At 69.6% G+C, this 23,210-nt stretch carries 18 protein-coding genes; 8 read left to right on the top strand and 10 right to left on the bottom strand.

Annotation, left to right across the window (positions count from 1 at the left end):
* Positions 1–103: 103 nt before the first annotated feature.
* Entirely contained in the window at positions 104–1,318 is a 1,215-nt protein-coding gene (hutI, locus tag ABD808_RS10810; protein WP_344893835.1) for an imidazolonepropionase, read from the bottom strand.
* Positions 1,319–1,849: 531 nt separating this feature from the next.
* Positions 1,850–3,292: a GTPase HflX gene (gene hflX, locus ABD808_RS10805; protein ID WP_344893832.1), complete on the bottom strand. Its 1,443-nt coding sequence runs from the start codon at positions 3,290–3,292 to the stop codon at positions 1,850–1,852.
* 214 nt (positions 3,293–3,506) lie between these two features.
* Between hflX and aceB the strand changes: the two genes are divergently transcribed.
* From aceB to ABD808_RS10780, 5 genes are all read left to right on the top strand, one after another.
* Complete coding sequence (gene aceB, locus ABD808_RS10800) at positions 3,507–5,165, top strand: malate synthase A (RefSeq protein WP_344893829.1); 1,659 nt, start codon at positions 3,507–3,509, stop codon at positions 5,163–5,165.
* 206 nt (positions 5,166–5,371) lie between these two features.
* Entirely contained in the window at positions 5,372–6,814 is a 1,443-nt protein-coding gene (locus tag ABD808_RS10795) for an FAD-linked oxidase C-terminal domain-containing protein (RefSeq protein ID WP_344893826.1), read from the top strand.
* Positions 6,814–8,010: an FAD-binding oxidoreductase gene (locus ABD808_RS10790; protein ID WP_344893823.1), complete on the top strand. Its 1,197-nt coding sequence runs from the start codon at positions 6,814–6,816 to the stop codon at positions 8,008–8,010. The genes ABD808_RS10795 and ABD808_RS10790 overlap by 1 nt, the downstream gene beginning before the upstream one ends.
* Positions 8,010–9,299, top strand: coding sequence for a (Fe-S)-binding protein (locus tag ABD808_RS10785; protein WP_344893820.1), 1,290 nt, complete (start codon positions 8,010–8,012; stop codon positions 9,297–9,299). Before ABD808_RS10790 ends, ABD808_RS10785 begins: the two co-directional genes overlap by 1 nt.
* 247 nt (positions 9,300–9,546) lie before the next feature.
* Positions 9,547–9,696 carry a hypothetical protein gene (locus tag ABD808_RS10780; RefSeq protein ID WP_344893817.1) on the top strand — a complete coding sequence of 50 codons (150 nt, stop codon included), beginning with the start codon at positions 9,547–9,549 and terminating at the stop codon, positions 9,694–9,696.
* Here the strand turns inward: ABD808_RS10780 and ABD808_RS10775 are convergent.
* From ABD808_RS10775 to ABD808_RS10755, 5 genes are all read right to left on the bottom strand, one after another.
* Positions 9,693–11,363 carry an ABC transporter family substrate-binding protein gene (locus ABD808_RS10775; protein ID WP_344893814.1) on the bottom strand — a complete coding sequence of 557 codons (1,671 nt, stop codon included), beginning with the start codon at positions 11,361–11,363 and terminating at the stop codon, positions 9,693–9,695. The genes ABD808_RS10780 and ABD808_RS10775 overlap by 4 nt on opposite strands.
* Positions 11,360–13,093, bottom strand: coding sequence for a dipeptide ABC transporter ATP-binding protein (locus ABD808_RS10770; RefSeq protein ID WP_344893811.1), 1,734 nt, complete (start codon positions 13,091–13,093; stop codon positions 11,360–11,362). The genes ABD808_RS10775 and ABD808_RS10770 overlap by 4 nt, the downstream gene beginning before the upstream one ends.
* Positions 13,090–13,911: an ABC transporter permease gene (locus ABD808_RS10765; protein ID WP_344893808.1), complete on the bottom strand. Its 822-nt coding sequence runs from the start codon at positions 13,909–13,911 to the stop codon at positions 13,090–13,092. The genes ABD808_RS10770 and ABD808_RS10765 overlap by 4 nt, the downstream gene beginning before the upstream one ends.
* The gene (locus ABD808_RS10760; RefSeq protein ID WP_344893801.1) at positions 13,908–14,867 is read right to left on the bottom strand and encodes an ABC transporter permease; all 960 of its coding nucleotides are present in this window, start codon (positions 14,865–14,867) and stop codon (positions 13,908–13,910) included. Before ABD808_RS10760 ends, ABD808_RS10765 begins: the two co-directional genes overlap by 4 nt.
* Positions 14,868–14,944: 77 nt before the next feature.
* A complete protein-coding gene (locus ABD808_RS10755) occupies positions 14,945–15,940 on the bottom strand; it encodes a hypothetical protein (RefSeq protein ID WP_344893798.1) in 996 nt (331 codons plus the stop codon).
* A gap of 106 nt (positions 15,941–16,046) precedes the next feature.
* Here ABD808_RS10755 and ABD808_RS10750 point away from each other — a divergent pair, with 106 nt between their 5' ends.
* Positions 16,047–16,658 (top strand): TetR/AcrR family transcriptional regulator, encoded by a 612-nt coding sequence (locus ABD808_RS10750; RefSeq protein ID WP_344893795.1) that lies wholly within the window; start codon positions 16,047–16,049, stop codon positions 16,656–16,658.
* 397 nt (positions 16,659–17,055) lie between these two features.
* Positions 17,056–19,032 (top strand): sensor histidine kinase, encoded by a 1,977-nt coding sequence (locus ABD808_RS10745; protein WP_344893791.1) that lies wholly within the window; start codon positions 17,056–17,058, stop codon positions 19,030–19,032.
* A 315-nt stretch (positions 19,033–19,347) separates the two neighbouring features.
* Here ABD808_RS10745 and dapF read toward each other — a convergent pair whose 3' ends face one another.
* Together dapF and miaA are read right to left on the bottom strand one after the other, a co-directional pair.
* Entirely contained in the window at positions 19,348–20,172 is an 825-nt protein-coding gene (gene dapF, locus ABD808_RS10740; RefSeq protein WP_344893788.1) for a diaminopimelate epimerase, read from the bottom strand.
* Positions 20,173–20,246: 74 nt separating this feature from the next.
* Positions 20,247–21,137 carry a tRNA (adenosine(37)-N6)-dimethylallyltransferase MiaA gene (miaA, locus tag ABD808_RS10735; protein WP_344895367.1) on the bottom strand — a complete coding sequence of 297 codons (891 nt, stop codon included), beginning with the start codon at positions 21,135–21,137 and terminating at the stop codon, positions 20,247–20,249.
* Positions 21,138–21,253: 116 nt separating this feature from the next.
* On the opposite strand from miaA, the gene ABD808_RS10730 reads away from it, so the two are divergent.
* Positions 21,254–21,493: an antitoxin gene (locus tag ABD808_RS10730; RefSeq protein WP_344893785.1), complete on the top strand. Its 240-nt coding sequence runs from the start codon at positions 21,254–21,256 to the stop codon at positions 21,491–21,493.
* An 18-nt stretch (positions 21,494–21,511) separates the two neighbouring features.
* Here ABD808_RS10730 and miaB read toward each other — a convergent pair whose 3' ends face one another.
* Entirely contained in the window at positions 21,512–23,053 is a 1,542-nt protein-coding gene (gene miaB / locus ABD808_RS10725) for a tRNA (N6-isopentenyl adenosine(37)-C2)-methylthiotransferase MiaB (RefSeq protein WP_344893782.1), read from the bottom strand.
* Positions 23,054–23,210: the final 157 nt, after the last annotated feature.

The raw sequence follows: 23,210 nt of genomic DNA, 5'->3' as shown, positions 1-23,210 counted from the left end.
CGGGTTCGCACGCTCCGGGAATTGTGGATAACTCTGGGTCAGCGGCCTTCGACGGCGTCGGGCGAGGGCGTGAGCGTGAGAGGGACCTGTGTCAACGCGCTGGTCAGGGTTGGACGGGGACGCCGCCGCGCCAGATCCGCAGGGCGCGCAGACCGAAGGCCCAGGCGAAGGCGCCCTCGTGGTCGGCGTCCCACAGGACGATGTCGGCGAGCATGCCGGGTGCGAGCGAGCCGCGGTCGCCGACGCGCAGGGCCGCGGCGCCGCCGAGGGTGGCCGCGCGGAGCGCCTCGGTGACGCTGAGGCCGAACATCGCGACCGACAGCCCGATGACCAGCGGCATCGACGTGATGCCGCACTGGCCCGGGTTGTGGTCGGTGCCGAGCGCGACGGTGACGCCGCGGTCGAGCATCTGCCGGACGGGCGCGGGCGCGCGGCTGCTGTTGAGGGCGCTGCCGGGGCAGACGGTCGCGGTGACCCCGGCGTGCGCGAGGGCCTTGATGTCGTCGTCGTTGGCCTGGGTGAGCAGGTCGGCGGACGCGCACCCGACCTCGGCGGCGACCTGCGCGGCGCCGACGCGCTCGTTGGCACAGGCGTGCATGCGCGCCTTCAGCCCGGCGCGCTTGCCGGTGAGTAGGAGGGCGCGGGCCTCTTCGGCCGTGAAGTGGCCTTCGTCGCAGTACACGTCGATCGAGTCGGCGCCCGCGACGGCGGCGTCGCCCGCCCAGAGGCGGACGGCCTCGATGTAATCGCGGCGGCGGCCGAAGAACTCGGGCGGCAGGATGTGCGCGGCGAGGAACGTCGCGTGGATGCGCGGCATGGACGGTTCGCCCTCCAGCGACCGCAGCATCCGGATGTCGGCGAGTTCGCCGTCGCGGGTGAGGTGGTACCCGGTCTTGGCCTCGACGGTGGTCGTCCCGGCGAGGATCCACTGGCGGAGCCGTTCGCGGACGCCGTTGCAGAGCGTCCACGGGTCGGTGCCTCGGGTGACGGTCACGGTGGAGTTGACGCCGCCGCCCGCCGCGGCGATGGCCGAGTGGGACGAGCCACTGGTGCGCATCGCGAGTTCGGCCCAGCGGTTGCCCGCGTAGACGGGGTGGGAGTGCGCGTCGATCAGCCCTGGGGTGACGAGGCCGCCACCGAGGTTCTCGACGTGGTCGACGTCGACGATGTCGTCGATGATGCCGGGGACGCGCTGCGGCAGGTCGGACGCGGGCCCGGCCCACACGATGCGGTCGTCGTGGATGAGCACGGCCGCGTTGCTGCAGACGTCGGTGCCCGTCCAGAGCCTGCCGATGTTCGTCAACAGCCGTACGGTCATAGGGTCACCGGCCCTGGAGGGGCAGGCCGCGCTTCAGCGCGGTGGTGGACGCCGTGTGACGATGCCGCGGGCCGCATGCCCTCGTTCCAGTGTTCGGACCTACCATGGACTGCGCCACCTGCTCTCGATCCGAAACGCCGACTGGGTGCCGACGACTCACCGTCGGTGGGTCGGGTGATCGGGCGACCACCACTGGCAACGAGACCGGAGATATCGGTTTCGTCACGGTAGTGCACTGAAGGCCCGTCCGACAACCTCTGGTCGCAGCACATCGACAGCCATCACCCCGCCCCTTTAGCTCTACAGACCGTACGGATTTCAACCGGGTCGTCAAGCCGAATAGGGAAGCTGTCACCGTTCAGCGACCAGGAACCCACCAGGGACAGTTTTCAGCCATCCTAAATGCGATCGCACGCCGATCCGAAATCCATTAAGCCCATCCGAAACCCTCCCGGCCTCGGACGACCCGGACGTGTCAGCGTCCCGCCCGGCCGATAGTGGGCCGAACGGGACGCTCTCACACGCGGGAACTCACACCGTCGGCGCGGCCGTCTCATACCGGGACAGTTCCCCGGCGAGGTCCACCGGCATCCTGGCATGGAGCATGGTGCCCTCGGCCAGGTGCTCCTGCTTGAGCACCTCACCGCGCTCGTGCACCTGCGCGACGAGGTCGCCGCGCTCGTACGGGACGAGAACGCGCAGTTCGCTCTCCAGCCCGGGCAGGTCGGCCTCGATGGCCGCGCGCAGCTCCTCGATGCCGAACCCGGTGCGGGCGGACACGACGACGCTGTGCGGTTCGCGCCGCTGGAGGCGGGCGATCGCGAGGTCGTCGGCCGCGTCGGCCTTGTTGATCACGACGAGCTCGGGGATGTTATCCGCGCCGATCTCCCGCAGCACCTCGCGGACGGCGTCGAGCTGCGCCTCGGGGTCGGCGTCGGAGCCGTCCACGACGTGCAGGACGAGTCCCGCGTCGGTGACCTCCTCCAGCGTCGACCGGAACGCCTCGACGAGCTGGTGCGGCAGGTGCCGGACGAACCCGACGGTGTCGGCGAGGGTGTACCCGCGTCCACCGGGCGTCTCGGCCCGCCGGACGGTCGGGTCGAGGGTGGCGAACAGCGCGTCCTCCACCAGGACCCCGGCGCCGGTGAGCCGGTTGAGCAGGGACGACTTGCCCGCGTTGGTGTAGCCCGCGATGGCGACGGCGGGCACCGCGTGGCGGCGCCGTTCGCCGCGCTTGGTGTCGCGCGACTTGGCCATCTCGGCGATCTGACGGCGCAGCTTGGCCATCCGGGTGCGGATCCGCCGCCGGTCCAGCTCGATCTTCGTCTCGCCGGGACCGCGGCCGCCGATGCCGACGCCGCCCGCGGCACGCCCGCCGACCTGCCGGGACAGGTTGCCGCCCCAGCCGCGCAGGCGCGGCAGCAGGTAGTCGAGCTGCGCGAGCTCGACCTGCGCCTTGCCCTCGCGGCTCTTGGCGTGCTGGGCGAAGATGTCGAGGATCAGCGCGGTCCGGTCGATCACCTTGACCTGGACGGTCTCCTCCAGGTGCCGCAGCTGGCTCGGGGCCAGCTCGCCGTCGCAGATGACGGTGTCGGCGCCGGTGGCGATGACGATGTCGCGCAGCTCGGCGGCCTTGCCGGAGCCGATGTAGGTGGCGGGGTCGGGACGGGTCCGCCGCTGGGTGAGGCCCTCCAGGACCTCCGAGCCCGCGGTCTCGGCGAGGAGCGCCAGTTCGCGCAGGGAGTTCTCGGCGGCCTCGGCGGTTCCGTCCGTCCAGACGCCGACGAGGACGACCCGTTCCAGCCGGAGCGCCCGGTACTCGACCTCGGTGATGTCGGTCAGTTCGGTGGACAGGCCCGCGACGCGGCGAAGCGCCCGCCTGTCCTCAAGGTCGAGTTCCCCGGTCATGGGCTCGAACTCGGCGTCGTCCGGGGTCTCGAACTCGGTCTGGTCTGCGGAGAAAGGTTGAGTCATAGGTCCTCTGTGCAACGCCACGGCGGTCCCGTGTCTTCCCGCCGATGGTCTCACGCACCGTCCGGGCGGTCACGCGGTTATCGCCGTGGGTTGACGTGGGCGGAGCCGGGGACGTGTGCCGGTGAGCCGGACCTCACGTTGACCGGTCTCACCACCGCCGAGTACCGTTCTCCGCATAACAGAAGTGAAATTTCGCTATACGAAAGGCGAGGCCATGGCTGGACTTGACGGCATCGAGGTCGACGGACCCCTCGGCGACCGGTACGAGGAGATCCTGACCCCCGAGGCGCTCGGCCTCCTCGCCTCCCTCCAGCGCGCGCTCGGCGCCCGGCGCACGGAACTCCTGGAGGCTCGCGCGGAACGTCAGCGCGCGCTCTCCCATGGCGGCACGCTCGATTTCCTGCCAGAGACCGCGAACGTCCGGGAGGACGACTCCTGGCGTGTCGCCGCCCCGGCCCCCGGTCTGGCGGACCGCCGCGTCGAGATCACCGGCCCCACCGACCGGAAGATGACGATCAACGCGCTGAACTCCGGCGCCAAGGTGTGGCTCGCCGACTTCGAGGACGCCAACACCCCGCTGTGGGACAACATGGTCGAAGGGCAGCTCAACCTGCGGGACGCCCTCGACCGCACCATCGACTTCACCGACGACAGAAGCGGGAAGTCCTACGCGCTCAAGGACGACGCCGAACTCGCGACCATCGTCGTCCGCCCGCGCGGATGGCACCTGGAGGAAAAGCACCTCCTCGTGGACGGCGAACCCATGTCGGGTTCCCTGTTCGATTTCGGCTTGTACTTCTTCCATTGCGCGCAACGGCAGCTGGCCAAGGGCAAGGGCCCCTACTACTACCTGCCGAAAATGGAGAGTCACCTTGAGGCGCGCCTCTGGAACGACGCCTTCAACCTCGCCCAGGACGCCCTGGACATCCCGCGCGGCACCATCCGCGCGACCGTGCTGATCGAGACCATCCCCGCCGCGTTCGAGATGGAGGAGATCCTCCACGAGCTGCGCGACCACTCCGCCGGGCTGAACGCGGGCCGCTGGGACTACCTCTTCTCCGTGATCAAGAAGTTCCGGGACCGGGGCGCGGACTTCGTCCTGCCCGAGCGGAACTCGATCACGATGACCGCCCCGTTCATGCGCGCCTACACCGAACTGCTCGTCCGGACGTGCCACAAGCGCGGCGCCCACGCCATCGGCGGCATGGCGGCGTTCATCCCGTCCCGCCGGGACGAGGAGGTCAACCGGGTCGCGCTGGAGAAGGTCCGGGCCGACAAGACCCGCGAGTCCGGCGACGGCTTCGACGGATCATGGGTCGCCCACCCCGACCTCGTCCCCGTCTGCCGGGAGGTCTTCGACGGCGTCCTCGGTGAAAGGCCGAATCAGCTCGACCGGCTCCGCGCGGACGTCCGCGTCTCCCCCGCCGACCTCCTCGACATCAAGGCCACCCCCGGCGACATCACCGAGGCGGGCCTGCGCAACAACATCGACGTGGCGCTGCGCTACCTCGCCGCCTGGCTGGACGGCTCCGGCGCGGTCGCGATCCACGACCTGATGGAGGACGCCGCCACCGCCGAGATCGCCCGCTCCCAGGTCTGGCAGTGGATCCACAACGACATCTCCACCGTCGACGACCAGAAGATTACCAAGGACTGGGTCGAGCGCATCCTGGACGAGGAACTCACGAAGATCCGCGAAGAGCTGGGCCAGGCCTACAACGAACCGCGCTACAACCAGGCCGTCATCCTCTTCAAACAGGTGACTCTGGCCGACGACTACTCCGAGTTCCTGACCGTCCCCGCCTCTGTTTATCTGGGGGGCGCCCCCCAGACCCCCGGCCGCGCGCACGGGTCTCCTCGCTCCACTCGCTAGCGCTCGCTGCACTGTGGGGACGCGGCGCGCCGGGTATTCCCGCTGCGCTCGCTGGCGCTCGCTCCACGTGAATACCCGCACCCCTGTGGCTGGGCTTCAAACCCTGTTGCCAGGGCTCAAGCCTTCTGGCTGGGTCCTGAGCTCTGGGGGCGGGTTAATGGGGTCAATCTTGCGGGGGCTGCGGGAAGCGGAGGATTGTAGGAGTGATGGAATCGTTGCTGGACGTGCTCGGATCCCGGCTGGAACGGCTGCTCGGGAGCGAGCGTGTTGTCACTGACCCGGTGCGGCTGCGGACGTATGAGTGCGATGGGCTGACCAATCATCGGTCGACGCCCGCGATCGTCGTGCTGCCCGACAGCGCCGAACAGGTCGCGGAGATCGTGCGCGAGTGTGTGACGGCGGGGGTGCCGTATGTGGCGCGCGGGTCCGGGACGGGGCTGTCGGGCGGGGCGTTGCCTCGGGCGGACGGCGTGTTGATCGTGACGGCGCGGATGCGGCGGATCCTGGAGGTGGACATTCCGGGGCAGCGGGCCGTGGTGGAGCCCGGGGTGATCAACCTGGACGTGACGCGGGCCGTCCAGCCGTACGGGTACTACTTCGCGCCCGACCCGTCCAGCCAGCAGATCTGCTCGGTCGGCGGCAACGTGGCGGAGAACTCCGGCGGCGCGCACTGCCTGAAGTACGGGTTCACCGCGCATCACGTGCTGGCGTGCGAGGTCGTCACGCCGGAGGGCGAGATCGTCGAACTGACGGCGGACGGGCCCGGATACGACCTGCTGGGGGTGTTCGTCGGCGCCGAGGGCACGCTCGGCATCACCACCAAGATCACGGTGCGGTTGACGCGGGTGCCGGAGACGGTGCGGACGCTGCTGGCGGCGTTCGAGTCGATCGAGGCGGGCGGACGCGCGGTGTCGGCGATCATCGGCGCGGGGGTCGTTCCGGCGGCGATCGAGATGATGGACGCGCTGTCGATCGAGGCGGCGGAGGCCGCGGTGCGCTGCGAGTATCCGCCGGGCGCGGGCGCGGTGCTGATCGTGGAGCTGGACGGCCCGGAGACGGAGGTGGCCGCGCAGTTCGCGGAGGTGGAGCGGCTGTGCGGGGACGCGTTCGAGATCCGCGTCGCGGCGGACGACGCGGAACGCGCGCTGATCTGGAAGGGGCGCAAGTCGGCGTTCGCGGCGGTCGGCCGAATCAGCCCCGCGTACATCGTGCAGGACGGCGTGATCCCGCGGACGTCGCTGCCGTCGGTGCTGGCCAGGATCGACGCCCTGTCGGACGAGTCGGGCGTGCGGGTGGCGAACGTGTTCCACGCGGGTGACGGCAATCTGCATCCGCTGGTGTTGTTCGACGACGCGGTGCCAGGGGCGGAGGAGCGCGCCGAGAAGGTTTCCGGCGCGATCCTCGATCTGTGCATCGAACACGGTGGTTCCATTACGGGCGAGCATGGGGTCGGCGTGGACAAGTCCCGGTACATGCCACGCATGTTCACCGAGGCCGATCTGGACACCATGCAGATGGTGCGCTGTGGTTTCGATCCCATGGGGTTGTGCAATCCGGGCAAGGTGTTCCCCACGCCGCGCCTGTGCGGAGAGGTGCCCGGCGTGCGCCGGGGCGCCCACCCGTACGAGGGAAAGGCGGACCTGTTCTGATGCGGCCCTTGGACGCGCTGGCGAGGGTCTGCGGTGATGTGCGGCCTGGCGAACCGGCGGAGGGTGTGCTCGGTGTGGAGCCCGCGCTGGTCGCCGCACCGAAGAACGTGGCCGAAGCCGCTGAGGTCATGCGCGTTGCCGCCGAGAACGGGTTGGCGGTCGTCCCGCGTGGCGCCGAAACCCGTCTGGACTGGGGCGCGTTTCCGGAACGATGCGATCTGCTGGTGGACACCCATCGTTTGGACGGTCTCGTCGAACACGTCGCAGGCGACCTTGTGGCGAAAGTGGAGGCGGGCGTCCCGATGGAGCGGCTCGGTGAGCTGCTCGCAGAACGCGGACAGCGACTAGCGCTGGACGTACCTCTGCCCGGTTCCACGGTCGGTGGCACGATCGCGACGGGCGCGGCCGGTCCGTTGCGTTCGTTGTACGGGACGCCGCGCAACCTGGTCATCGGGTTGACGATCGTGCGGGCGGACGGTCAGGTCGCGCGTTCCGGCGGGAAGGTCGTCAAGAACGTCGCCGGGTATGACCTGGGACGGCTCTTCTGCGGCTCGTACGGAACCCTGGGCCTCATCGTGGACGCCACGTTCCGGCTGCATCCCGTACCTACGGCGGCTGGGTACGTGGTCTGCGCCGTCACCGGTCCCGAGGACGCGCACGACGCCGTCCAGTCCGTTCTTCATTCCGCTGTGGCACCGAGCGCGGTGGAGTACCTCAGTCCGGGAACGGTCGCGGTTCTTTTGGAAGGCGTGCCGGACGGTGTCGCCGCGCGTGCTCGGCAGACGGCGGAACTCCTGGGTGAGAACGCCGAGATCGCCGATTCCGCACCGGACGGCTGGGGCCGGTACCCGGACGGCACCACCCTCATTGACATCAGCGCCCCACAGTCTGTTCTGCGCGAGCTGCTCAGTGAACTCGGCCCGGACGCCACAATCACCTGGAGCGGAAGTGGACACGGTCACGTGGGTCTCCCCGCCGGGCTGCCGCCGGACGACGTGGCCGACGTCGTGGGTCGTCTACGCGCCGTGCTGGGGCGGCAGCGCGGCGGCGCAGTCGTCCGTTACGCCCCGGAGGACGTGCGCGGTGAGATCGACTTGTGGGGCCCGGTCCCGGCGCTGTCCATGATGCGGCGGGTGAAGGACCAGTTCGACCCGGATCATCGGCTGTCCCCCGGCCGGTTCGTGGGAGGCATCTGATGAGTGACCAGGACGACCTGCCGAAGCTGCTCGGTGACTGCGTGCACTGCGGTTTCTGCCTGCCGACGTGCCCGACGTACGTGCTGTGGGGCGAGGAGATGGACTCCCCCAGGGGCCGCATCCACCTCATGCAGCAACATGCGGACGGAACACCGCTCAGCGACAACATGGTGGAGCACTTCGACGCCTGTCTGGGATGCATGGCGTGCGTGACGTCCTGCCCGTCCGGCGTGCAGTACGACCGTCTGATCGAGATGACACGCGCGGACGTCGAACGCGAACATCCACGCTCGCTGAAGGAACGCGCCATACGGGAAATGGTCTTCCAACTGTTCCCGTACAGGCGGCGGCTCCGTGCCTTGCGCGGACCCCTACGGGCGTACCAGAGATCAGGGTTGGAAAGGCTTGTTCGGCTAAGCGGCGTCCTGAAGCGCATCTCTCCGTCCCTCGCGGCCATGGAGCGTCTTGCTCCGCCCCTGAGCAAGACGGTTCCGAAACTGCCCGAACGGGTCGCCGCGCGTGGAGAGCGTCGCGCCACGGTCGGGATGCTGACCGGGTGTGTGCAGGCGGAGTTCTTCCCGGGCGTCAACGCCGCCACCGCCCGCGTCCTGGCCATGGAGGGCTGCGACGTCGTCATCCCGCGCGGCCAGGGGTGCTGCGGGGCGCTGTCCCTGCACTCCGGCCGGGAGGACGAGGCCCGCGCGTTCGCCCGCAGGACGATCGAGACGTTCGAGTCCGTCGACGTGATCGTGGTGAACTCCGCGGGTTGCGGGTCAGCCATGAAGGAGTTCCGGACGCTGCTCGCCGACGACCCCACCTGGGCGGGACGCGCCGACGCGCTGTCGGCCAAGACCCGCGACTTCGCCGAGTTCCTCACCGAGCTCGGGCCTCGCGCCGAACGCGCACCGCTTCCGGTCACCGTCGCCTACCACGACGCCTGCCACCTCGCCCACGCGCAGGGCGTCCGGGCCCAGCCACGGGCGCTGCTCGCGGCGATCCCCGAACTGACCGTCCGCGAGATCGCCGAATCGGACATCTGCTGCGGTTCCGCCGGAACCTACAATTTGTTCCAGCCGGAAGCCGCCGAAGACCTCGGCGACCGCAAGGCGGTGAACGTGGACGCCACCCAAGCCGAACTACTGGTCGCCGCCAACCCCGGCTGTTCCATGCAGATCGCCACCGCACTGCGCCGCCGCGGCGTCGAGATCGCCGTCGCGCACACCGCGCAGGTTCTGGACGCATCCCTGCGGGGACTCGGGCGCGACGCCCTCCTCGCACGCGATTCGTAACCGCCTGACCTGCGACGTCGCCGAATCAGGCGTTCGGTATCGTGTCCGGCCTGCTGGTGACTGGACGCGCCGACCGAGCCTGGAGAGGGGCCGTGGGAGCACGCAGGACCATGTCCGACAACGACAGAACGCACCGTTCACACCGCCGACGCAGAAGGAGCAACGCGGGACGGCTCGGCCTCGCCGGGGCCGTCGCCGGGACGATGGGATCGGCGGGGCGGAGCCGCCTGTCGACGAGAACGGCAGCATGATGATCCCGGCGGGCGCCTCGTATGTGGTGCGGGTCGCCACCGATCTCCCGGTCAGGGACGACGTCTCCGCCGACGAGCTGCGGCTCTACGTGTGGAACGCCCGGTACACCAGTGACCGCAAGGGCGTTCAGATCGCTTTCCCCTAGGCGTGTTGGTTCGTGAACCCGATGTCCTGGTAGGCGGGTTCGAAGAAACCGCAGGCACCCAGGTTGGCGAGGTCCGCGCGGACGGCGACGAGTTGGGGACGCTGGTACAGGGGCAGAACCGACGCCTGGCGCCAGATGAGCCTGTCGGTCCGGTTCACGAGGACGTGAATCCTGGACGGGTCTACTTCCGCTATGGCCCGGTCCATGGCGGCGTCGATGGCGGCAGTGCCGACACGGGAGTAGTTCTGCCGGACGCGGTCGCCTTGGGGCCGTGCGAACACCGCCCGCATCGGCGACACGGGAAACGACGTGCCGAGCCAGGAGAACGCGACAATGTCGAAGTTCCCGGGGACGACGTACCGGTAGAGCACGTCGTCGTCGGGCACGGATTCGATGTCTACGCGGACACCGATGCGTTCGAGTAAGACGCGGGTCAGTTCCGCTTCGCGTTTGCTGATGGCGACCCCGGACGGAACGACGAAACGTAAGGCGAGGGTCCGTCCGGCCTTGGCGCGGTACTTGCCGTGGAGTGTCCAGCCCGCCTCGTCCAGGAGGGTTCTCGCGCGGTTCGGGTCGTACGATCCGAGGATTCCGGAGTTGTCGCGGTAGCCGACTTGGGTGTTGACGTAGAAGTGGTTGCCGAGCATCTGGACGGGCACCCCGAGACCGGCCAGATCGGCCCTGGCGAGGACACGGCGGTCAATGCCCAGCATGACGGCCCGCCGCACCCGCACGTCGGACAGAGTAGGCGAGGCGGCGTTCAGCGTGAGATTCCGCCAGTCCGGGCCGCCTGCCCGCCGGACGGCGGCGCCCGGGACGCCTTGGACTCGTCGCAGCGCTCCTGCGTCAAGGCCGACATCCATCACGTCGATCTCGTGGTTGGCGAACGCACCGGGCATCGCACGGGTGTCCAAAGCGCGGTAGACGATCCGGTCGAGTTTCGCAGGCGCACCCCACCAGGCCGGGTCGCGGACCACCGTGACCGTCTTGGCCGTCCGGTCGATGCCCTGGAGTTTGAACGGGCCCGCCGTGACGGGTAGGCGGTTCACCCACCCGGTGTTGAACGTGCGTGGGTCGGAGTAAGCCACAGCCGGGTAGAGCGGGCTGAAAAGGCTGCGCCAATCGGCGTACGTCCCGTCGAAGGTCACTTTGACCACGTGGTCGTTCGCGCCTCGTTCAATGCGCTTGATGCGCTGGTACCCGGTGACGGTGGAGACCTCGTATCGCGGGTTACGCCCGGACAACGCATGCGCCTGCGCCACGAAGTCGGCGTATCCGATGGGACGGCCGTCCGACCACGTCGCCCGTGGGTTGAGCCGGTACACGACGGTCTGGCCGCGCCGGGTGCGTTTCAACTTAGCTGACCGCAGATACTCAGGAACGGGATGCGGGACCGCCTTCTCGTCCGGACGCATCAAATACGGCAGAACACCCTGGATAACGTGTTCGACCGCTCCAGTCGTGCCGTTGACATGGTGGAAGTTCCACTGGGACGGGAACTCCGGCAAGGGCCATCGCAGCGTCCCGCCGTCCATAACGCGGTCACGCGGGACGCGATTGACGTCGACAGCGGGAAGCCGCCCGGACGCCGGAGGGGCGAGCGAGCCCCCGACCCCACTGCAACCGCACACGGCCATCACCATGACGACCACGAGCATGCGTCTCATCGTTCGATTCCGGCTCCGATCAGAGGATGGTGGCAGGCGACCGACCATCCGGCGTCCTCGGCAAAATCCACTCGTCGGGTAAGCGGATCGTGCACTTCGCATGCGGGTCGCGCATCTGCGGTGAGGGTGGCGTAGCGCGGGCAACGGGAACGAAAGCGGCAGCCCTTCAGCAACGTCGCGGCATCGGGCGGCTCTGCTTGCGTCAGCGGGGCCGCATCGAGCAGCGCGCGTGTGCATGGATGGGCCGGTGCGCCATACACGTCATCCACGGGGCCGATCTCGACGATGCGCCCCATATGCATGACAGCGATCCGGTCGGCCATGCGGTGGACGACGGCCAGATCATGCGAGACGAACAGGTAGGCCAAGCCGAGCCGCTCGCGCAGACCCTCCAGCAGGGTCAGCACATCGTCTCGAACAGACACGTCCAGGGCGGAGACAGGCTCGTCCAGAAGGAGCAATCGCGGTTCCAAGGCAAGCGCTCTGGCGATACACACGCGCTGCTTCTCTCCACCCGAAAGGCTGTGCGGAAACCGCCGAGCGTGGTCGGGGTCCAACCCCACGAGATCCAAGAGTTCTACAACACGAACGCGGGCCTGGGACGACGGCATGCCATGCGCGGTGAGCGGTTCGGCGATGGTGGAGGCAACGCGCATCCGTGGGTCCAGGGACGCATGTGGGTCCTGGAACACGATCTGGACGTCACGGCGTAGTGCTCTGCGGTGCGCGGATCGCAACGTCGCTGTGTCATGCCCGAAAACAACGACACGTCCGCGCTCTGGGCGCGACAGGCGCATGATCTCCAGCAGGGTCGTGGTCTTGCCGCACCCCGACTCCCCCACGAGTGCGAGGGTCTCGCCTTCCCCGATGTCGAACGAGACACCGTCCACGGCACGTACCGTCCCTGCCTTGCGAAGGGGACGGTGGTGACGGACGAGCGCGTCCACTGCCAGCACGACAGGCCGACAACGCTCCCCTGCCACCTGGCGGACAGGCGGTGCGGATGGCTGCCGATACATCTCTCCAACCAGCCCGCATTCGACGGCACGTCCCGCTCGCATCGCCAGGACGCGGTCGGCGAACCCGGCGACGACGTCGAGGTCATGGCTGATCAACACGATCGCCGCGCCCGCAGCCTCCTTGGCGACCCGCAGCACGTCCAGAACCTGCGCCTGCACGATGGTGTCCAGCGCGGACGTCGGTTCGTCCGCGACAATCGCGACAGGGCTATTCGCGATCGCCATGGCGATCACCACGCGCTGCCGCATGCCGCCGGACAACTCGTGCGGGTAGGCCCGTGCCCACCTGACCGCGTTCGGAACGCCGACCAAGTCCAGCAACTCGACGGCCCGTGCGCGCGCCACCGCACGTTTCACCCTCGAATGGATACGTACGGCCTCTGCGATCTGGTCGCCGACCGTGTGGACGGATGTGAGCGCTGACAGCGGGTCCTGGAAAACCATCGCCAGGTCCTTGCCGCGTACTCGGGAGAGTTCGGCGTCGGAACGTCCAAGCAATTCCTCACCGCGCAGCCGCACGGAACCCTCAACTTGGGCGCTTTCTGGCAGCAGACCCATCAGAGCCAGCGCGAGGGTCGTCTTCCCGCAACCCGATTCACCGACGATCCCTAGCGTCTCGTTGGCCCCTACCTCGAAGCTCACCCCGTCCACCGCGCGCACGTCGTCGCGTGCATGGCGAACCGTCAGATCCGTGACTCGCAGGACGTTCAACGCTTGCCTTCCAGCTCCGAGGTGGGGTCGAGAACGTCGCGCAGACCGTCTGCCAGCAGGTTCACCGCGAGGACTATGACGACGAGCAGTCCTGCCGCGAAACCGAACGGCCACGGGTATGCCGCTGCCGTTCCGCAGGTCTCGGCGATCAGGGTGCCGAGCGACACGTCGGGTGGGCGGACGCCGAAGCCCAGGAACGACAGCCCGCTCTCCGCCATGATCGCGACGCCGACGTTGAGGCTCGCGTCCACGATCAGCAGCGACGCGAGTTGCGGCACGACATGCCGGACGATCACGCGCGGCGCGCCCACCCCGGCGAACCGGGCGGCCAGCACGTACTCGCGGTCGCGCAACGCGACCGTCATCGCCCGCACCGACCGCGCCGTGACCATCCACATGAACGCCGCCAACAGCGGCACGAGCGCGAGGACTCCGCCGCCCAAGCACGGTGCCAGCAGCACGACGACCAGGAGGGACGGCAGCACCAGCAGCAGATCGACGCTCCACATCAGTGCCCGGTCGAGGCGGCCACCGGCGTATCCGGCGACGGTCCCGACAGCGGCGGCTAGACCGGTCGAGGTCACGGCGACTAGCAAGCCGATGAGAAGAGAACGGCGCGCTCCGCGCAGGGTCGTCGCGAACACGTCCCGGCCGCTCTGCGTCGTGCCGAGCCAGTGCCGCGCGGACGGACCCTCGCCGAACGACGCGAGATCCGTGCCGTCCCAACTCCAGGGCGACACGAGCGGCCCTCCCCACACCACCAGAACCACGACCGCGAGCAGACATGCCCCGGTGACGGCCCGGCGGTTCCAGTTCACGTCGCGGCCCTGGTGCGAGGGTCGAGGACGCCGTGCAGGACGTCCGACACCAGCCCCGCCAGCAGCACCCCACACGCGGCGACACAGTCGATGGCGGCGACCACGTTGACGTCACCGCACGCGACGGAGTCGACGAGCCATTCACCGACCCCGTGCCAGCCGAAGACCTTCTCGGTGAAGACGCCACCGAGGAGGAGCAGTCCGAAGGCATAAGCGGAGTACGTCGTCATCGGCGCCAAGGCGGTGCGGAGCCCGTGCCGGAGGAGTGCGCTTCGTCGCCGTAACCCTTTGGCCCGCGCGGTGCGCACGAAGTCGGCGTGCAGAACGTCCAGCATCAGGGCGCGCTGGTAACGGCAGTAGAGGCCGAACTGGGTCAGCGCGATCGTCACCGTGGGAAGTAGTAGGTGTCGAGCCCGATCGCCCAGCCCGTCGGATTCCCCGACCCACACGAACACCCGCACCCCGAAGGTGTCGTTCGTCAGACCTGCCACGACTTGCAGCAACACAGCCAGGACGAACACCGGCACAGCAAGCAGCAGATACGAACCGACGCTGATGACCCGGTCAGCCGCCCGTCCACGCTTCACTCCCGCGTAGGCGCCGAGGGGGACACCCAACACGCTCCCCAAAACCGCGCCAGGGAGGACCAACCTCAGGCTGACGCCGAGCCGACGCCGCAGTTCAGGGCCGACCGCTTCGCCCTCCCACGTCCGGCCGAAGTCTCCGACGAGCACGCCCTCCGCCCATGTCCGGTACCGATCGGCCAGGGGCGTGCGGTCGTTGAGGTTGAGGGCGCTGAGGCGGGCGTCGACCACGGCCTCTGGCGGGCGGGTCGCCCGGTCTTCGACGTTGGCTCGCGGATCGAGCGCGGCGGCGGCCAGCAGGTACGCCAGGCTCGTGGCGATCACGGTCAGCGCCGCGTAGCGCACGAGTCTGCGCACCAGGAACGCCGCCACGATTCCCCTTCGCGTCGCCCAGAAGAATCACAGAATGCTACTGAGCGAACACATACCGCGTGGGAAAACGCCAGATGTCAGGCGAGGACGGGTTCGCGGTCCGACGCGGTGTCGGGCTCGACGCGTCCGCGCAGCCCGCCGACCGTCTGGAGCGCGAGCCCGCCAACCGTCCAGGCGGCCAGGATGACGAGCGGCCCGGCGGCGCCCGCGCCGTCGAAGAACGCCGTTGACCGCAGCAGCGTCACCGCGGCGCCCGGCGGAAGGAACTGGCCGATGTCGCCCCACGGCTGCGGCAACAGCTCCGGCGCCGACGTGGCGGCCGACAGCGGGTTGCCGAGCAGTAGGAACATCAGGCCGCCGACCGCGATCCCGGGCCGTCCGATCGCCGCGGCCAGGCCGACGACCGTGCCGGTCACGGCGAGGATGGTGAGCGCCATGACCCCGGCGACGGCCGGGTAGGGGCCGGGCAGCAGGGACAGCCAGTTCTGCGCGACTCCGGCGACGCCCGCGCCGCCCAGCGCGGCGAACAGGACGGTGCAGGCGGCCCGCCACGCGAGTGCCCGGACCGCGAAGGTCAGCAGCGTCGCGGCCGCGAGCCCGGACATGATCAACGGAAGCGTGAGGGCGCCGAACCCGGATCCGCGCGGGTCGTCGGGGTCGGCGGCCACGACGTCCTCGACGGCGGACGTGGGTCCTCGCGGGGCCTGGCCATCGGCGTTCTGGACGAGCCGTTGCGCCAGCGCGGTGAGCTGCTGGGCGACGACCGGGGAGGCCGCCGAAGCGGTGAGGACCCTCAGGCCGGACGGGCCCGTCACGATCGCGCCGTACGCCTCGCGGTCGGTGAGCGCGGCGCGCGCCGCGGCCTCGTCCCGTCGCGTGGCGATGTCGAACGCGCCGGGGCTCACGCGGTCCAGGCGCTGCGCGACGGCGGCGGCCTGCGGGCCGGTCACGACGATGGGGACGTCGCGCGGCGCGACCCGCGCGGCGGGCCAGGAGAACGCGACGATCATGACGAGCTGCACCAGTGCGGCGGTGACGGCGACGCCGACGGTGCGGAGGAGGGGCGATCGCATCGGGCGGCTCCCTAAAAAAGCGAATGTCCGTTCTTTTAAGCGTCGCCAGCACAGCATCCGTCAGGCGAACTTGTCAAGAACGAACGTCCGTTTTATATTGGCGGCCATGCCGCGAGTCAGCGAGGATCATCTGGAACGCCGCCGTCGTCAGATCCTGGACGCGGCCCGCGCCTGCTTCATCCGCAAGGGCGTCCACGACACGTCGATGCAGGACATCTTCGCCGAGTCGGGCCTGTCGGCCGGTGCCGTCTACCGGTACTTCAAGAGCAAGAACGAGCTGATCAAGGCCAACATCGAGACGGTCGCGGGCGACCTCCAGGCGTTCTTCCGGGAGCTCGCGCACAGCGAGCCGCTGGTTCCGATGGACGAGGTGGTCGAGCGGCTCGCCCTCAAGATCGTCTCACTGTCCGGGGAGAACGGGCCGCTCCGGCTCGCGCCCGAGGCGTGGGCGCTCGGGATGCACGATCCGGAGATCTCCGGCTACATCGCCGACAACATCACCCACATCCGCGAGACGTGGACCCATTACATGGGCCGCCTGGTCGACGCCGGGCTCCTCCCACCGGACACCGACACCGCCGCCACCGGGAAGACCCTCTTCGCGATCGTGCCCGGGTTTCTCCTCCAGCGGCTCATCGTCGGAGACGTCTCGCCGGACGAGCTGCGGCGCGGGATGCGGGCCCTCACCCGCGACAGTGTGTTGACTGCGGGAACCTGACCCGGTGTTCGCGATCGAGGGCCGGGTGTACCGTTCCTTGAACGTGGATGTCCACAATCCCCCGTATTCGGGCGGCCCGGATTACCCTCCCAAGTAAACGGAATTCCGGCCTCCGGCGTCGTGCGGACCCCCGGCGAGCGTCCGGCTCGTGCTCGGTCAGCGGCGGTGGACGGGGCTCCGGACGGTGTCCAAAACGTCCCTCCGGATGACCCTGACCTGGGCCTTCCATTCTCAATACGGGCTCGCCCGGTTACCATCACGGCACGTGTCCACGTACCCGTGACGACGACGTCCGGGCCGACCCCCCGTCCTCGGTGTCCTGAGAAAGACATCTTCGAGACTGCTGGACAGGAACAGGAAGCTTTAACATTCCATTACTTTTGGTTCCGAGGAGTGCATGGTGGAGACGGCAGAACACGATCGCGGAGCGAGCCTCATCGCGTTCCCGCTCGCGCTCGGCGCCGTGCTCATGGTCGCCGCGTCCTTCGTGGTCGGCGTCCAGCTGCCCTCCGACCAGCGGATGGTCTGGTGGCATCCGGAGATCCTCGTCGCCCTCGCCTGGACGCCCGTCGGCGCCCTCCTGGTGCGGCACCCGCGCGGGTCGACCGTCGCCTGGCTGATGCTCGGATCCGGTTTCAGCGCCTCCGTCTACGTCCTGTCACTCAATCTCGCCCCGTGGTTCGAGATCCACCACTGGATGGGAACGGGGTTCGTCAACTGGCTCGCCACCTGGCTGTGGGCCGTTGACACCTACACCCTTACGCTGATCCTCCCGCTGATCTTCCCGAACGGACGGCTCGTGTCGCGCTGGTTCCGGCCCGTGCTCGTCCTCGCCTGCCTCGTCCCGGTCATCGTGTGCGTGCACCTGACGATCGACCCGGGCGTGCGGCGCTGGCACAACGGGGTCTCGGTGTACCCGTTCGAGACGATCCCGGTGCCGATCAGCGTGATCATCCTGTCGACCCTGGCGGCGGTCCTGTTCTCCTTGGCCGTCCGGTTCGTCCAGTCGCCGCCGGACGTCCGACGCCAGATCGGCTGGGTCGTGTACCCCGGCCTGGTCGCCGAGGGGATCATCTACCTCGGGGAGAACGGCCCGATCGGAGATCCGTTGCGAAACCTCACCATCGTCGCCGTCCCGTTCTGCGTCGCGATCGCCATCACCCGGTACCGGCTCTACGACATCGACCTCGTGGTCAGCCGGACGCTGGTGTACGCGGGCCTCGTGGCCGTCATCACCGCCGTCTACTTCGCGCTCGTCGGCGCCGCGAGCCTGCTCGCGCACGGCGAGGGCACCCTCGCCGGGCTGGCCGGCGCGATCGTCGCGGGCGCGTTCTTCGAGCCCGCCCGGCGGCGCCTGCAACGGACCGTCGACGGCCTCATCCACGGTGAGCGCGACCCGTACCGGATCGCCGACCGGCTCAACCGGCGGCTCCAGACCGCCGCCGACCCGGCCGCCGCGCTGGCCGTCGCCGCCGAGATCGCGCGCTCCGCCCTGCACGCCACCGGCGTCGCGATCGAGGTCCTCGACCGCGACGGCCGGACGATCTCCGCGGAGGACGGCATCCTCGGCGGCCGGCCCCAACTCATCCCGCTCGTGTGGCACGGCGAGCCGGTCGGACGGCTGCTGTTCGGCGTCACCCGCACCCCGGACGCCCGCCTGTCCGGCGTCCTCGCCCGCAACCTCGCCGAACTGGCGAACGCGGCCCGGCTCGCCGCCGACGTCCAGCGGTCCCGGGAGCACATCCTGCGGACCCGGGAGGAGGAGCGGCGGCGGCTGCGGCGCGACCTGCACGACGGGCTCGGCCCCACGTTGGCGAGCCTGGCGATGACGGTCGACGCCGCGCGGATCACGTTGAAGTCCGACCCGGAGGCCGTCGACGGGCTGCTGGAGAACCTGCGCGCGACGATGGGCCGCACCATCGGCGACGTCCGGGACCTCGTGTACGGGCTGCGTCCGCCCGCGCTGGACGATCTGGGTCTGGAGGGCGCCATCCAGGCGCTCGGCGGTGTCGTCGCGACGGGCGACGGCCCGAAGGTGGACGTCCACGTCGACGGCGACCTGAAGGGCCTGCCCGCCGCCGCGGAGGTCGCCGCCTACCGGATCGTGCAGGAGGCGCTCACCAACGTCCACCGGCATGCCAAGGCGGGGTTCGCGCAGGTGCGGTTGCATCTGAACGGCGACCTGCACGTCACGGTCGACGACGACGGGGTGGGTCTGCCCTCGCACGTGCGTTCCGGCGTCGGCATGTCCTCGATGCGTGAACGCGCGACCGAGCTGGGCGGCTCGTGCACTGTGGGACCGGGTCCGCACGGTGGGACGCTCGTACGCGCCAAACTCCCCGTGAACGGCTTTCATCCTGACACCTCGCGGTGAACACGTTCCGCCGAGACATCCCGCCTGAGACATTGACCTAGAGATCGCAGGCTCTAGATCGCGGATCCCGCCCGCCCGGGCCGCCGTGTCACCCGGTGGGAGGGCCGGTGACCGCCCCCCGCCAAGAAGGTCGCCACCGGCCCTCGGGCTCCGTACGGCATCGGGGCTCCCATCCCGATCCATACGGGCCATTCACCAGAGGGTGTGCAAGAAAGAAGTTATTCGGTGGAAGGTCCCGTTGGTGAGGGACACCTGTCCCGTTCGAGCCGGGACGAAGCCGAACGCCGTTCGGCCATAGTGGGAAAGGGCGTCACGTCAGATCCAGCCCGGCCGCGTCTCACCCTCGGCGACCAGCACCGCAGGGCCGGTCAGCCGGGCGGCAGTTCCGTCGAACGCGACGGTCACCCGTCCGCCGAGAACGTCCACGGTCCATTCCGACACGTCCCGCGCTTCGTCGGATCCGAGCTTCGCGGCGGTGGCGGCGACCGCGACCGTCCCGGTCCCGCAGGACCGCGTCTCGCCGGAGCCGCGCTCGTACACGCGCATCTCCAGGTGCCGGTCGCCGACGACGCGGAAGAACTCGACGTTCACCCCGTCGGGGAAGACACCCGGATCGAAGTCGGGCGCGCGCGTGAGATCCAGCGTGGCGACCGGACCGTCGATCCGGCACGCCAGATGTGGGTTGCCGACCGAAACACGCTCTCCGTGGAACACCGCGCCCGCCAGGGACGCCTCGCCGGGGCCGAGGAGCTCCGCCGGGCCCATCTGGGCGGTCACGTCTCCGGACGGGCCGAGCGACACCCGCCGCAGCCCCGCCCGGGTCGCCACGTCCCATTCGCCGGGCGCGGCGAGACCCGCCTCGACCAGGTAGCGGGCGAAGACGCGCAGGCCGTTGCCGCACATCTCGGCGACGCTGCCGTCGGCGTTGCGATAGTCCATGAACCAGTCGGCGCCGCCGTACCGCTCCGCGTCGGGGCCCGCGACCTTCGTCCGGACCACCCGCAGGACCCCGTCGGCGCCGATCCCGGCCCGCCGGTCGCACAACCGCGCCACGGCGTCCGGGGTCAGCTCCAGGACGCCGTCCGGGTCGGGCAGAATCACGAAGTCGTTCTCAGTGCCGTGCCCCTTGACGAACCGCATCCTTCGATCATATTGCCCTCGCCCCTGCCCTGGTGGGGGGACGAACCCCACGCCCCCAGAACGGCCGAGGGTGCTCAGCTGATCAAGGCGAGAGCCTGATCGACCAGGTCAGGGGCGTCGAACGGCAGCCACTGGACGCGCGGGTCACGACGGAACCACGACTCCTGCCTGCGGGCGAAACGCCGCGTCGTCCGGACGGTGTCCTCCCGGGCCTGATCCTCCGTCCACTCCCCCGCCAGGAACCTGAGCACCTGCGCGTAGCCGAGCGCGCGTCCGGCGGTCAGGCCATCCCGTAGTCCCCGCTTCTCCAGTTCGCGGACCTCGTCGACCAGGCCCGCGTCCCACATCCTTCGCACGCGGGCGGCGATGCGCTCGTCCAGCGCGTCCCGTTGGACGCTCAACCCGATCTGGACGACGGACCCGTAGCGGTACCGGTGCTCGGGCAGGGACGCGGTGAACGGGCGGCCGGAGATCTCGATGACCTCCAGCGCCCGGACGATCCGGCGGCCGTTGCTCGGCAGGATCGCCTCGGCGGCCGCCGGGTCGAGCCCGCGCAGCCGCTCGTGCAGCGTGCCGGGCCCTGACTCCGCCAGTTCCGCCTCCAAGCGCGCGCGGACGGCCGGGTCCGTCCCCGGGAACTCCAGGTCGTCGAGCGCCGCCCGCACGTACAGACCCGATCCGCCGACCAGCACCGGGAGGTGGCCCCGATCCCGGATGCCCGCGATCGCGTCGGCGCTGAGCCGCTGGTACTCGGCCACGCTCGCCGTGACGGTCACGTCCCACACGTCCAAAAGGTGGTGGGGCACCCCCCGCATCTCGTCGCGGGACAGTTTCGCGGTGCCGATGTCCATGCCGCGGTACAGCTGCATCGAGTCGGCGTTGACCGCCTCCCCGCCCAGCCGCAGGGCCAGTTCCACGGCGAGGTCGGACTTGCCGGCGGCCGTCGCGCCCACGACCGCGATCACATCTGGTGAGCTCACAGGCTTAATTGTGGCAACAGAACGGGTATAGCCGGGTTGTACGGGTGTCGCGCGTCAACGCGCGCCGCCGACGACGACGAGGGATCCGGGGGGAATTTCCAATGTCCATCGTCGACAAGGTCAAGCAGATGCTCGGACAGAGCCCCGACAAGGCCAAGCACGGCATGGAGAAGGCCGGGGACAAGATCGACGAACACACCGGCGGCAAGTACGCCGACAAGATCGACAAGGCCCAGGACAAGGCGGGCGACCACATCGACCGCAACAACGAGGGCGGCCAGGGCGGCGGCAGCGGCAGCCGCCCCGGCGGCGACGAGCCGGGCGGCGGCCAGCCCGCCTGACCGCGCCGCCGCGCCGGGTCAGGGGCCGGTCGAACAGGCCGCCGCGGGCGCGTCCTGGGGGGCGGGGCGACCGATCGACGGTATGCCCAGAGAAACGCCCTTCGGGCCGTCCCCGGCCCCCTGGCGCGCTTCCCAGGCGTCGCCCGCCCGCGTCCGGCGGACGCCCCGCACCGGCTTGTCGGCGACCAGATGGTGCGGCGCGGCGTAGGTGACCTCGACGGTGACCATGTCGCCGGGGCGCACCGGCTCGTCCGGCGCGCCGAAATGGACCAGGCGGTTGTCGGGCGCGCGGCCCGACAACCGGCGCGTCGCCGCGTCCTTACGACCCTCGCCCTCGGCGACCAGGACCTCCAGGACGCGACCCTCCTGCTTGCGGTTCTCCGCCCAGGAGATCTCCTCCTGGAGGGCGACGAGACGCTCGTACCGCTCCTGGACGATCTCCTTCGGCAGCTGGCCGTCCATGGTCGCGGCGGGCGTGCCGGGACGCTTGGAGTACTGGAACGTGAACGCCGACGCGAACCGGGCCTCCCGCACCACGTGCAGGGTCTCCTCGAAGTCGGCCTCGGTCTCGCCGGGGAAGCCGACGATGATGTCGGTGGTGATCGCCGCGTCCGGGATCGCCGCCCGGACCTTCTGGATGATGCCGAGGTAACGCTCCTGCCGATACGAGCGGCGCATCGCGCGCAGCACCGCGTCCGACCCGGACTGGAGCGGCATGTGCAGCGACGGCATCACGTTCGGGGTCTCGGCCATGGCGGCGATGACGTCGTCGGTGAAGTCCTTGGGGTGCGGCGAGGTGAACCGGACCCGCTCCAGCCCCTCCGCTCCCCCGCACGCCCGCAACAGCCCCGCGAAGGCCGACTGCCCGCCCGACGTCATCGACCGGACGTCGCCGGGCGCGTCCGCCAGCGCACCGAAACCGGAACCGTAGGCGTTGACGTTCTGGCCCAGCAGCGTGATCTCAAGGGCGCCCTCCGCGACGAGGGCCTCCACCTCGGCGAGGATCTCGCCCGGACGGCGGTCCCTCTCCTTGCCGCGCAGCGACGGGACGATGCAGAACGTGCACGTGTTGTTGCACCCGACGGAGATCGACACCCACGCCGCGTACGGGGACTCCCGGCGCGTCGGCAGCGTCGACGGGAACGTCACCAGCGACTCTTCGATCTCGACCTGCGCCTCGTCCTGGACGCGGGCCCGCTCCAACAACGCGGGCAGCGACCCGATGTTGTGGGTGCCGAACACGACGTCCACCCAGGGGGCGCGCCGGACGATCGTGTCGCGGTCCTTCTGCGCGAGGCAGCCGCCGACCGCGATCTGCATGCCGGGATGCGAATTCTTCACGGGTCGCAGGTGCCCGAGGTTGCCGTACAGGCGGTTGTCGGCGTTCTCCCGCACCGCGCAGGTGTTGAACACGACCACGTCGGGTTCGGCGTCCCCCGCGCGCACATAACCGGCCGACTCCAGTAGCCCGGACAACCGCTCGGAATCGTGGACATTCATCTGGCACCCGTAGGTACGGATCTCGTACGTACGGGGAGCCGTCTCCAAAGGCGCATTCATGACAGTTACCAAGGGTACGGGCCTGACGTGCCATCACGGAACGGGTCAACGGCGCCGCGGCCAGCACTGATGATCACCCTGTGCCACGGCGGAACCCCGTCCGACATGGGTTTTCGTGATCGTATCGGTACCGCGCGGCGACTTTCGCTCCGCCGCC

The organism is Actinomadura meridiana, assembly GCF_039537545.1.
In the GTDB taxonomy this organism is placed as follows: domain Bacteria; phylum Actinomycetota; class Actinomycetes; order Streptosporangiales; family Streptosporangiaceae; genus Spirillospora; species Spirillospora meridiana.
This window is presented reverse-complemented; position numbering and strand designations above follow the sequence as displayed.